This window comes from Nonomuraea sp. NPDC050153, assembly GCF_044460125.1.
Lineage (GTDB): Bacteria > Actinomycetota > Actinomycetes > Streptosporangiales > Streptosporangiaceae > Nonomuraea.
Genome location: NZ_JBITJQ010000010.1, coordinates 273,919 through 285,729, shown reverse-complemented (window position 1 = coordinate 285,729; position 11,811 = coordinate 273,919). Strand labels below are relative to the sequence as shown.

8 protein-coding genes are annotated in these 11,811 nt (G+C 70.8%); 7 read left to right on the top strand and 1 reads right to left on the bottom strand.

Annotated features, from left to right (window positions below; genetic code table 11):
* The first annotated feature begins 88 nt into the window (after nucleotides 1-88).
* Nucleotides 89-2,107 (top strand): chaplin family protein, encoded by a 2,019-nt coding sequence (locus tag ACIBQ1_RS25995; RefSeq protein WP_397281402.1) that lies wholly within the window; start codon nucleotides 89-91, stop codon nucleotides 2,105-2,107.
* Nucleotides 2,108-2,224: 117 nt separating this feature from the next.
* Here the strand turns inward: ACIBQ1_RS25995 and ACIBQ1_RS25990 are convergent, their stop codons facing one another.
* Nucleotides 2,225-2,392: a DUF5703 family protein gene (locus tag ACIBQ1_RS25990; protein WP_397281515.1), complete on the bottom strand. Its 168-nt coding sequence runs from the start codon at nucleotides 2,390-2,392 to the stop codon at nucleotides 2,225-2,227.
* A 208-nt stretch (nucleotides 2,393-2,600) separates the two neighbouring features.
* On the opposite strand from ACIBQ1_RS25990, the gene topA reads away from it, so the two are divergent.
* The 6 genes from topA (at nucleotide 2,601) to ACIBQ1_RS25960 (ending at nucleotide 11,793) form a co-directional block, all read left to right on the top strand.
* The gene (gene topA / locus ACIBQ1_RS25985; RefSeq protein WP_397281401.1) at nucleotides 2,601-5,285 is read left to right on the top strand and encodes a type I DNA topoisomerase; all 2,685 of its coding nucleotides are present in this window, start codon (nucleotides 2,601-2,603) and stop codon (nucleotides 5,283-5,285) included.
* Nucleotides 5,286-5,343: 58 nt separating this feature from the next.
* Nucleotides 5,344-6,561 carry a metallophosphoesterase gene (locus tag ACIBQ1_RS25980; protein WP_397281400.1) on the top strand — a complete coding sequence of 406 codons (1,218 nt, stop codon included), beginning with the start codon at nucleotides 5,344-5,346 and terminating at the stop codon, nucleotides 6,559-6,561.
* A 75-nt stretch (nucleotides 6,562-6,636) separates the two neighbouring features.
* Nucleotides 6,637-7,182 (top strand): helix-turn-helix domain-containing protein, encoded by a 546-nt coding sequence (locus tag ACIBQ1_RS25975; RefSeq protein WP_397281399.1) that lies wholly within the window; start codon nucleotides 6,637-6,639, stop codon nucleotides 7,180-7,182.
* Nucleotides 7,183-7,314: 132 nt separating this feature from the next.
* Nucleotides 7,315-9,384, top strand: a complete 2,070-nt coding sequence (gene tmk, locus ACIBQ1_RS25970) for a dTMP kinase (RefSeq protein ID WP_397281398.1) — start codon at nucleotides 7,315-7,317, stop codon at nucleotides 9,382-9,384.
* A 266-nt stretch (nucleotides 9,385-9,650) separates the two neighbouring features.
* Complete coding sequence (locus tag ACIBQ1_RS25965; protein ID WP_397281397.1) at nucleotides 9,651-10,823, top strand: DNA polymerase III subunit delta'; 1,173 nt, start codon at nucleotides 9,651-9,653, stop codon at nucleotides 10,821-10,823.
* Nucleotides 10,824-10,881: 58 nt separating this feature from the next.
* Nucleotides 10,882-11,793 (top strand): permease-like cell division protein FtsX, encoded by a 912-nt coding sequence (locus ACIBQ1_RS25960; RefSeq protein WP_397281395.1) that lies wholly within the window; start codon nucleotides 10,882-10,884, stop codon nucleotides 11,791-11,793.
* Nucleotides 11,794-11,811 lie beyond the last annotated feature (18 nt).

The following is an 11,811-nucleotide window of genomic DNA, read 5'->3' as shown; positions in this document are numbered from 1 at the left end:
TCCGCTGTGCGTGAAACCTCGCACGGCCTCGGGCTGCCCGCGAACTGTTCCGTTCATCCCCCCAGAAGAACCACTAGGAGCATTCATCATGCGTACGTGGGCAAAGGCATCTACTCCCGCGGCTCTGCTCGCCGTTGCCGTCATGTCGTTCGGCCCCGGCACCGCGCTGGCCGACACCTCGGGCGACGCGTCCGTCGGCGGCGGCAACCAGGTCGACCTGCCGATCTCCCTGCCCATCGACATCAGCGGCAACTCCGTCGGCGTGGTCGGCAGCTCCGAGGCCTCCTCGCAGGGCGGCGCCCAGGTCGTCAACAAGGGCGGCATCCCCGGCAACAGGACCTCGGGCAACGCGAGCGTGCTGGGCGGCAACCAGGTGAACGCGCCCATCAGCGCCCCGATCAACGCCTGCGGCAACGCCGTCTCCCTGGTCGGCAGGTCCGACGCGGGCTGCAGGGGCGGCGCCGCCGTCCGCAACCAGGGCAAGGGCGGCGCGGGCGGTAACCGTACCTCCGGCGACGCCAGCGTGCTCGGCGGGAACCAGATCACCGCGCCGATCTCCGCGCCGATCAACGCCTGCGGCAACGCGGTCGCGATCTTCGGCGAGGCTACGGCGGGCTGCAAGGGCGGCTCCAGCGTCCACAACACCGGAGTGGGCGCGGGCGGCAACCGCACCTCGGGCAACGCGAGCGTGCTGGGCGGCAACCAGGTCGTCGCCCCGATCTCCGCGCCGGTGAACATCTGCGGCAACGCCGTCGCGGTCGTCGGACGGGCGTTCGCGGGCTGCAAGGGCGGCTCGACCGTCACCAACGGCGGCGGCCGGCACGGCGGTTACCACGGCCCCCACCGCCCCGTGGGCTCCTCGGGCAACGACACCGACGGGCGCTTCGGGGTGGGCAGCGGCAACCAGGTGATCGCCCCGATCAGCGTGCCCGTGAACGTCTGCGGCAACGCCGTGGGCAACGCGGCCGCCAGGTGCGAGGGCGGCTCCAAGGTCGAGAACACCCGCGCCGGGTCCGGGGCGGGCGGCAACGTCACCTCCGGCCAGGCGGGCGTCCTCAGCGGCAACCAGGTGGTGGCCCCGATCAGCGCCCCCGTGAACGTCTGCGGCAACGCCGTCGCGGTCATCGGGCGCGCGTTCGCCGGCTGCAAGGGCGGCGCCCGCGTGAAGAACGGCGGCACGGGAGCCGGCGGCAACCGCACCTCCGGCCGCGCCGGCGTGCTGAGCGGCAACCAGATCGTCGCGCCGATCACCGCTCCCATCAACATCTGCGGCAACGCGGCGGCCGTGCTCGGCGCGTCCAAGGCCCACTGCAAGGGCGGCGCCAAGGTCGACCGGACCGGTGGCGGCGGCAACACCACCTCCGGCCGCGCAGGGGTGCTCGCGGGCAACCAGGTCGTCGCGCCGATCGCCGCGCCGATCAACGTCTGCGGCAACGCGGTGGCCGTGCTCGGCGACGCCGCGGCCGGGTGCCTCGGCGGGGCGAACGTCGGCAGGCCGGACCACCCGCACGGGTACGTCCGCGGCGGCGTCGAGAAGACGGCCGAGAAGGGCTCCAAGGGCGGGCTGCTGCCCATGCTGCCCGCCGTCCCGGCCCTGGGCGGCCTGCAGGACATCGCCGGCGTCACCCAGCCGGCGCAGGACCTGACCGGGGTTCCGCGGCAGCTGGGCGTGACCGGGCAGCTCCAGGACGTCACGGGCACGGGCCTGACCTCGGTGCCGCTGGTCGAGGACGCCTCCCGTACGTTCGGCCTGCCGAGCCTGCCCGAGCTGCCCGGCATGCCCGCCCAGGCGCAGACCCCGGCCCAGCCGAAGAAGAAGACGCACGCGGCCGGTCAGGCCGACGGCGCCGGGCGTCCCGCCCCGTCGAGCAGCGCCGTGTCCGTGCTCGACCCGGCGACCGACCTGGTGGGCGGCACCCCGGCCGGCGGCGCGGTGACCTCGGCCACCCGTGGCCTGCCGGTCAGCGGCCTGATGAGCGCCGAGCAGCCCGCCGGCCTCGGGGGGATGAACTCGAGCTCCCTGCTCGCCCTCGTGCTCGGCTCGATGTTCGCCGCCTCGGCGACGCTGTTCGGGACCGCCCGCCGGTTCCGGCTCGGCCGGAAGTAAGGGAATCAGGCAGCACATAACAAGGACGGCTACCGCTCACAGCCTGTGAGCGGTAAGCGTTAGACGCTTTGCCCGTTCCGGGGGCGCGGCCCGGGGCGGGCAAAGCCATGTCCGGGGTCAAAGCGTGCTGCGCACCCGCATAACCTTGCGACGCAGCCGTACCTGACGGCTCCCGTCGGGGTACACACGTACGCGGGCCAGCTCCCACTGCCCGTACTCAGCGTGTTCGGTCAGCAGCTGACGTGCTGCTTCGCGAGTGAGGTCGCGTGGAATGAAGATATCCATGTAGGAGTAGTCGAGCACAACGATTAGTCTCCAGGGTGAGTCAGGGCGCCATGCCGCTCGATGGGGCTTATTCTGCGTGCTTGTGGGTGGACCCGGAAGCTAGTGGGTAGCCCGGGGGAAGGAAATTTCCGCGAGTCGGGTTACCTTTCAGTCTGTGCCGACTCCCGGCAGGGGGATTTGCAAAGCGAACAGCGAGGTAGGAAGCAGCGTGCCAGCCAAGAACGGCAGCGCCGGCGGAACACGCCTGGTGATCGTCGAGTCGCCCGCGAAGGCGAAGACGATCGCCGGGTACCTCGGGCGCGGCTACATCGTCGAATCGAGCATCGGCCACATCCGTGACCTTCCGGAGAAGGCCGACGACATCCCCGAGAAGTACAAGGGCGCCCCATGGGCTCGCCTCGGGGTCAATGTCGAGCACGAGTTCGAGCCGCTGTACGTCGTCAACCCCGACAAGCGGTCGCAGGTCAACAAACTGCGGCAGCTGTTGAAGGACGCCGACGAGCTCTACCTGGCCACTGACGAGGACCGCGAGGGCGAGGCCATCGCCTGGCACCTGCGCGAGGTGCTCAAGCCCAAGGTCCCGGTGCACCGCATGGTGTTCCACGAGATCACCCCGCAGGCCATCCAGGACGCCGTGGCCAACCCGCGCGACCTCAACCTGCGCCTCGTCGACGCCCAGGAGACCCGGCGCATCCTCGACCGCCTCTACGGCTACGAGGTCAGCCCGGTCCTGTGGAAGAAGGTCAAGCCCCGCCTGTCGGCCGGTCGCGTGCAGTCCGTGGCGACGCGGCTGGTGGTGGAGCGCGAGCGGGAGCGCATGGCGTTCACACCGGCCCACTACTGGGATCTGCAGGCGCTCTTCGACACGAACAAGGCCGAGGAGCGGCCCCGCGACTTCACCGCGACCCTCACGGGGGTCGACGGCAAGCGGGTGGCGCAGGGCCGCGACTTCGCCAGCACGGGGCGGCTCAAGAACGTCGACGTGCTCCACCTGTCCGAGGAGGCCGCGGGCGAGCTGGCCGGGCGGCTGAGGGGCGCGTCGTTCGCGGTCAAGTCCGTCGAGCGCAAGCCGTACACGCGCAAGCCGTACGCGCCGTTCCGGACGACCACGCTGCAGCAGGAGGCCAGCAGGAAGCTGGGGTTCTCCGCGAAGTACACGATGCAGGTGGCGCAGCGGCTCTACGAGAACGGCTTCATCACCTACATGCGTACCGACAGCATCACGCTGTCGGAGACCGCCGTGGCGGCCGCCAGGTCCCAGGCGATCAAGCTGTACGGGGCCGCGTACGTGCCCGACAAGCCGCGCGTCTACAGCAGCAAGGTGAAGAGCGCGCAGGAGGCGCACGAGGCGATCCGGCCGTCGGGCGAGGAGTTCCGCACGCCGGGCGAGACCGGGCTGTCGGGCGACATGTTCCGGCTGTACGAGCTGATCTGGCAGCGTACGGTGTCCTCGCAGATGAAGGACGCGGTCGGCGAGTCGATCACGGTCAAGGTGCGCGGCAGGTCGTCGTCCGGCGAGGACGTCGAGTTCAGCGCCTCCGGCCGGACGATCACGTTCTACGGGTTCCTCAAGGCGTACGTGGAGGGGGCCGACGACCCCTCGACCGACCGCGACGACTCGGAGAAGCGGCTGCCCAACCTGGCGGAGGGCGACGCGCTGAGCGTCACCAGGCTCGACGTGGCCGGCCACTCGACCAAGCCGCCCGCGCGCTACACCGAGGCGTCGCTGGTCAAGGAGCTGGAGGACCGCGAGATCGGGCGGCCCTCGACGTACGCCTCGATCATCGGGACCATCCTCGACCGCGGCTACGTGTTCAAGAAGGGCACGGCGCTGGTGCCGTCGTTCCTGGCCTTCGCCGTGGTCAACCTGCTGGAGCAGCATTTCGGCAACCTGGTCGACTACGACTTCACCGCCGAGATGGAGAAGGTCCTCGACGACATCGCCAACGACCGGGCGGAGCGGGTGCCCGAGCTGCAGCGCTTCTACTACGGCTCCGACGGCGACGAGGGCCTGAAGGAGATGGTCACCGACCTCGGTGACATCGACGCCAAGGAGATCAGCTCGTTCCCGATCAAGGGCACGGACATCGTGCTGCGGGTCGGGCGCTACGGGCCCTACCTCGACAGGGACGGCGCGCGGGTCAACGTGCCCGAGGACATGACGCCCGACGAGCTGACGGCGGAGAAGGCCGAGGAGCTGTTCTCCAGGCCGACGGGCGACCGGGAGCTCGGGCAAGACCCGGTGACCGGGAACATGATCGTGGCCAAGGACGGCCGGTACGGGCCGTACGTGACGGAGGTCCTGCCCGAGCCACCCGAGGAAGAGACGCCCAAGCGACGGACGAGGAAGGCCGACGCGCCCAAGCCGCGCACGGCCTCGCTGTTCAAGACGATGTCGCTGGACACGATCACGATCGAGGACGCGCTCAAGCTGCTGGCGATCCCCAGGCTCGTGGGCGAGCTGGAGGGCGAGGAGGTCGTGGCCTACAACGGCAAGTTCGGCCCGTACCTGAAGAAGGGCACCGACTCGCGCTCGCTGGCCTCGGAAGAGGACCTGCTGACGGTCACGATCGACCAGGCCAAGGAGCTGTTCGCGCAGCCGAAGCAGCGCGGCCGGCGGGCCGCGGCGGCGGCGCCGCTGCGCGAGCTGGGCGACGACCCCCACTCCAAGAAGCCGATCGTGGTGAAGGAGGGGCGGTTCGGGCCTTATGTGACCGACGGTGAGACGAACGCGTCGCTGCGCAAGGGCGACACGGTCGAGGACATCACGACCGAGCGGGCGGCCGAGCTGCTGGCCGAGCGGCGCGAGCGGGCGCCGGCGGCCAAGAAGACCACCACGAGGAAGGCGCCGGCGAAGAAGGCTCCCGCCAAGAAGCCGGCGGCCAAGTCGTAGGGCGAACCACGAGACCCGCGGGGCCGCCGGACGCGGTCCCGCAAGTAGCATCGATGCTGTGATCGTCTTGTTCTTCGCGGGCCTGATCCTGCTGGCACATCTCTATCTGTGGCAGCGGATGGTCCGTTCCACCACCGGCCCCGGGCGGCTGCGCAAGGCGCTGACGTGGGCCGTGGTGGGGCTGACGGTGCTCGTCGTGGTGACGTTCGCGGCCACGCGGATGGACTTCGGGCACTGGCTGGCCTGGCCGGGCTACATCTGGCTGGCGCTGATGTTCTACCTGATCGTCTTCCTCGTGGTGCTGGAGGCGCCGCGGGCGGTGGCCGCCCTCTTCCTGCGCAGGGCCGCGCGCAAGGCTGTGGCGCGCGAGGCGGCGCCGGTGCCCGTGCCCGCCATGGCGGGCGCCCCGGCGCCTCCCGAGCCCGCTCCGGGGGCGGCCACGATCAGCAGGAGGCTCTTCCTGGGGCGGACCACCGCCGCCATCGCGGGCGCGGGAGCGCTGGGCACGGTCGGGTACGGCATGACGAGCGCCCTGGGCGACCCCGTGATCGAACGCGTGAAGGTGGCCCTGCCGAAGCTGGACTCGCGGCTCGGCGGCCTGCGGTTCGCCGTGGTGAGCGACATCCACTTGGGGCCGCTCACGGGCAGGGGCCACACCGAGCGGATCGTCCGCATGATCAACGGACTCGAAGCCGACGTGGTGGCGATCGTGGGCGACCTGGTGGACGGGTCGGTGGCCCAGCTGGGGGCGCTGGCTCAGCCGCTGAAGAGCCTTGAGTCCCGCTACGGGGCATATTTCGTGACCGGTAACCACGAATACTTCGCTCCCAGCGGGCCCATGGAGTGGATCGAGGAGCTCGATCAGCTCGGCGTACGCTCGCTGCGAAACGAGCGCGTGGAGATCAGGCACCAGGGCGCCGTGCTCGACCTGGCCGGGGTCAACGACCTCAACGGCGCCGCCGCGGGCGACGGTCCCGACTTCGGCAAGGCGCTGGGCGGCCGGGACACCGGCCGGTCCACGGTGCTGCTGGCGCACCAGCCCGTCCAGGTCGACCAGGCCGCCCGACACGGCGTCGATCTGCAGCTCTCCGGTCACACGCACGGCGGGCAGATCGCGCCGTTCAACCTGGTGGTGGGCCTGCAGCAGCCCGTGGTCTCGGGTCTGGCCACCGTCGACGGGGTGCAGGTCTACGTCACCAGGGGCGCCGGGTTCTGGGGCCCGCCGGTGCGCGTCGGGGCACCGCCCGAGATCACGCTGCTGGAGTTGCGTGGCTGACTTTCCGCGAGCCACTGGTCACCTGCGGTCATGATGGCGTAGAGTATCCAACCGGATACTGATCGGAGGTGGGGGATGGTCTCCTCGCCTATGGAGGCGGCGCACGCCGCCTTCTGGGCCAAGCGTGGCGGGCAGCTGTTCAAGCAGGCCAGGCATGCCGCGAGCATGAACCAGCGGGTCCTGGCCAGTGTGAGCGGCACGTCGAGGACCACGCTGTCGGCCTACGAGCACGGCAGGAAGTCACCGACGCTGGAGACCGCGGGGCGCATTCTCGACGCGGCCGGCTTCCGGCTGGCGCTGGAGGCCAAGGTCGAGTTCGCCGCCCGCGCGAGTGGCGGGCGGACGTTCCACGTGCCGAGCCGGCTGCGGCGGCTGCCGGTCGGGGCGGCGCTGGGCGTCGTGCGGCTGCGTGACCGGATCTACGACCTGGCCGACCGGGAGGCGCGCCGGGCCGCCTACACCGCGCTGCTGTGCGAGGGCGAGCCCCAGGAGCTGCTCGATCACGTGGACGGGGTGCTGCTCGTCGAGCTGTGGAGCGAGCTGGAGCTGCCCGAGGAGATCCGTGCCGAGTGGGGGCCGTTGGTGGAAGAGGCCCGACTTGAGGCTGGAGTTATGAATTGATGATGCTTTTGGGGGCCTATTCGAGGCATGCGACCTGCACGCTGGCCCGCGAACGTAATACTCTCAGCCCCGAGTCAGCCGGGAATATCCGGCTCGCCTGTTGTCCGCCCACTTCCTGGATACGCTGAAATCATGACTGCCCCTGGCCGAAGCCGCCCGGCCCACGTGCTGGCCAATGCGCCGTTCAGACGGCTTTGGATGGCCATGTCGGTGTGCAGCCTGGGCGACTGGCTCAACATCCTGGCGCTGACCGCCCTGGCCGGTAACCTCACGCAGAGCGACTACCGTCTGCAGTCACTGGCGGTGGGCGGGGTGTTCATCGCCAAGATGCTGCCCGCCGTGCTGCTCGGGCCGCTCGCGGGGGTGTTCGCCGACCGGTTCGACCGGCGGCTGACGATGGTCGCGGCCGACCTGGCCAGGTTCGCCGTGGTGCTGTCGATCCCCTTCGTCCGCAGCTATGAGTGGGTCATCGTCGCGACCGTCCTGGTCGAGTGCGTCAACCTGTTCTGGGTCCCGGCCAAGGACGCCACGGTGCCCAACCTGGTGCGCAAGGAGGAGCTCGAGTCGGCCAACCGGCTCAACCTGCTGGTCACCTACGGCACCGCGCCGGTCGCGGCCATCCTGTTCGCGGCGCTGTCCCTGGTCGGCGACGTGATGAAGAGCACGGTGCCGTTCATGTCCGGCCAGGACGCCACGTCGCCGGCGCTGGTCGTCAACGCCTGCGCCTACCTCGTCTCGGCCGCCCTGATCTTCACGCTGCGCGACATCCCCAAGCGTGACGGCGCCGTCTCCGCGCCCTCCGTGTTCAAGCAGATCGTCGAGGGCTGGCGGTTCGTGGGCCGCAACCGGCTGGTGCGCGGGCTGATCATCGGCATGCTGGGGGCGTTCGCGGCGGGCGGTGCCGTGGTCGGCGTCGCGAAGATCTACGTCGAGGCGCTCGGCGGCGGCGACGCGGCCTACGGCGTCGTGTTCGGTGCGGTCTTCGTCGGCATGGCGCTGGGCATGTTCTTCGGCCTCCGGCTGCTGCGCGAGCTGTCGCGCCGGCGGCTGTTCGGCCTGGCCATCACCTTCGCGGGGCTGGTGCTGGTGGCCACCGCCCTGGTGCACAACCTGGCGATCGTGGTCATGCTGACCGTGCTGCTGGGGGCGTGCGCGGGCATCGCGTGGATCATCGGTTACACGATGATCGGGCTCGAGGTCGAAGACGGGCTGCGGGGCCGTACATTCTCGTTCCTGCAGTCCACGGCGCGGGTGACCTTGCTGCTCGTGGTCGCCGTGGCCAACCCGCTGGCGGCGATCTTCGGCGTCCACTGGTTGCGGTTCGGCGAGCTCGCCTACCGGTTCGACGGCTCCAACCTGGTGCTGGTCGTCGGCGGGGTGCTCGCGATGATCGTGGGCGTCCTCGCGCTGCGGCACATGGACGACCGGAAGGGCGTCTCCCTGGCCGGCGACGTGATCGCGGCGGTGCGCGGCGAGCGGTTCCCGGCCGAGGCGGCCGAGGCGGTGCCCGGGCTGTTCGTGGCGTTCGAGGGCGGCGAGGGATCGGGCAAGACGACCCAGTCGCGGCTGATCGCCATCTGGCTGCGTGACCAGGGCTACGACGTGGTGCAGACGCGCGAGCCGGGCTCGACCAAGGTCGGCATGCGGCTGCGGGCGATCCTGCTCGACGCGGCCGAGCGCGGGCTGTCGGCGCGTTCCGAGGCCCTGCTGTACGCCGCCGACCGGGCCGAGCACGTGGAGAAGGTGATCCGGCCCGCGCTCTACCGGGGCTCGCTCGTGATCACCGACCGCTACGTGGACTCGTCGCTGGCCTACCAGGGGGCCGGGCGGGCGCTCGACCCCAAGGACGTGTCCAAGATCAACGCCTGGGCCACCGGCGGGCTGGTGCCGCACCTGACGGTGCTCATCGACACGCCGCCGGAGATCGGGCTGACCCGGCTGGGCGGGGCCGCCGACCGGATCGAGTCGGAGCCGCTGGACTTCCACGAGCGGGTGCGCAAGGAGTTCCGTGCGCTGGCCGCGGCGGCGCCGGAGCGCTACCTCGTGGTGGACGGCACGCTGCCGTCCGAGGTGATCACCCGCCAGGTCCAGGACCGGATTCGCGAGATCCTGCCGGACCCGGTGCCGCAGGAGTCCGAGGATGCCACGGGCACGATGCCTGCCATTCGCGGCGATTGGACGATGCCGACCATCCGCGACTAGCCCCTCTTCGCGGACGCTGTCTCTCGGTGGCGGACGCCCCCCATGGCGGTGGGCGTAGTCCCCTGGGGTGCGGGCGCCCCTGGAGGTGAGAGCGCCCCGGGGACGGGTGGCGCGTCCCGGAGAGGGTGGCGGGTTCCGGGCGGGGCGCGTCCTGGGCGCGGCGGCGAGTCCTGGGCGCGGCGGCGTGTTCTGGAGGGCGCTGGAAGGTGGCGGCTCGGGGTGCGCGTACGGGCGTGGGGAGTGCCGTCGGCGGCTAGCCTTACGTCGTGGCAGTTTTCGATGACCTCGTCGGGCAGGACCAGGCGGTGGCCGTGCTGTCGCGGGCCGCGGCGGCGGCCGGGGAGGTCGTCAGGGGCGGGCGCGGCGCGGGCATGACGCACGCGTGGCTGTTCACCGGGCCGCCGGGCTCGGGCCGGGAGGATGCCGCCCGCGCCTTCGCCGCCGCACTGCTCTGCCCCGACGGCGGGTGCGGCCACTGCGACCAGTGCCACCAGGTGTTCATCGGCTCCCACCCCGACCTGGAGTCCGTACGCCCCCAGGGCCTGTCCTACAGCGTCAAGCAGACCCGCGAGCTCATCCTGCGGGCGGCCGGGGCGCCGACGCAGGGGCGGTGGCGGGTCATCCTGTTCGAGGACGCCGACCGGGCCACGGAGTCCGCCGCCAACGCCCTGCTCAAGGCCATCGAGGAGCCGCCGCCCCGTACGGTCTGGCTGCTGTGCGCACCCGCCCCCGACGACCTCATGATCACCATCAGGTCGCGCTGCCGGGTGGTCAACCTGACCACCCCAGCCACGGAGGCCGTCGCCCACGTGCTGGCCACGCGCGACAGCGTGCCGCTGGAAGTGGCCAGGTTCGCCGCCAGGGCCGCCCAGGGGCACATCGGCAGGGCGCGGGCGCTGGCGCTCGACGAGGGCGTCAAGCGGCGTCGTGAGGCCGTGCTGAGCATCCCGCGCTCGCTGACCGGGGTGGGGGAGTGCGTCTCGGCTGCCGAGCGGCTGGTCAAGACGGCGGAGGAGGAGGCCGCCGCGGCCACGGCCGCCCTCAACGAGAACGAGACCGCCGAGCTGCGCAAGCTCTACGGCGAGGGGTCCACGGGCAAGGGGCTCAACCGCGGGCTGGTACGCGGTGGGGCCGGGGCGCTGAAGGAGCTGGAGGACCGGCAGAAGTCCCGGGCCACGCGGATCAAGCGCGACTCGCTGGACGCGGCGCTGCTGGAGCTGGTGTCGTACTACCGGGACGTGCTGGCCATGCAGTTCGGGGCCCAGGTCGAGCTGGCCAACGACGACCTCCGCTTCGACCTCGACCAGCTGGCCAAGACGGCCACGCCCGAGGAGACGCTGCGGCGGATCGACGCGATCATGCAGTGCAGGGAGCGGCTGGCGGCGAACGTCAACCCGCAGATGGCCGTCGAGGCGATGATGCTGTCGCTGCGTTCCTGACTCGTGATCAAGGGCCGTTAGGCTGCCCGGGTCGATCGCGTGCGGATGAGGAGCGGCAGTGGCTGAAGAGGCGCCCCGGGGATTACGGCCGTTGATCGCCACGCTGCTGGCCGGGATGCTGATCCTCGTGGGTACGCCAGCCGCGGCGGACCCGGTGCCCGCCCCGGAGGTCAGCGCGAGCGACGAGTGGGAGATCGCTGTCTTCCTGTGCGTTCCGGCCACCTACGGCTGCCACAAGCGAGCCGCCACCGCGAAGCAGACACAGGCGCTCAGGACGTTCCTGGAGTCCAGGCCGGAGCTGAGCGACGTCCGGTTCGTCGATCGGGCGAGCGCGTACGAGAACTTCCGACATGACTTCGCCGGCAACAAGGCGCTGTTGAAGGCCGTGCGGGCGAAGGATCTCCCGGAGTCGTTCCGCCTGCGGGTGAAGAAGGGGGCCGACCGGGACCGGGTGAAAGCCGCGACAGTGCGGCGGCCCGGCGTGGACGCCGTCATCGACCCGGCCGAGATCTATGGCGAGCTGCAGAGCAAGCCGTCGGAATGGGACATCTCGATCGCCATCTGCGTGAAGAGTTCGTCCATGCCGGCCTGCCGGTCCGGGCGCGGCAAGGCGAGTGGAAAGGACGCGACGCCGGAGGAGAAGAAGGCCGTCGTCGCGGCGATCGAGGCGACGCCCGGGGTCGAGTCGTACGTTTTCGAGGACCAGGCGACGGCGTACCGGAACTTCATCGAGACCTACGCCGACAACGAGTCGCTCGTGAGCGTCACCAAGATGTCGGATATGCCGGAGTGGTACCGGCTGAAAATGCGGCCCGAGGTCGACTGGAACGCTGTGAGCCGCAGACTGGAGCGGCTACCAGGGGTGCAGCGGGTGTATAACCAGAGATGTCTCGACGACCAGCTCAAGCTGAGCGTGGAGTACGGGAGTCGTGACCTGCCCGACAGCAAGGTCTGCGCGCCGCGTCGGTAAATCCGCCGGGTGACGCGA

Coding starts and splice junctions, on each gene's coding strand:
- ACIBQ1_RS25990 (WP_397281515.1), bottom strand. CDS start 2,392: ATGGATATCTTCATTCCACGCGACCTCACTCGCGAAGCAGCACGTCAG.
- ACIBQ1_RS25995 (WP_397281402.1), top strand. CDS start 89: ATGCGTACGTGGGCAAAGGCATCTACTCCCGCGGCTCTGCTCGCCGTT.
- ACIBQ1_RS25975 (WP_397281399.1), top strand. CDS start 6,637: ATGGTCTCCTCGCCTATGGAGGCGGCGCACGCCGCCTTCTGGGCCAAG.
- tmk (WP_397281398.1), top strand. CDS start 7,315: ATGACTGCCCCTGGCCGAAGCCGCCCGGCCCACGTGCTGGCCAATGCG.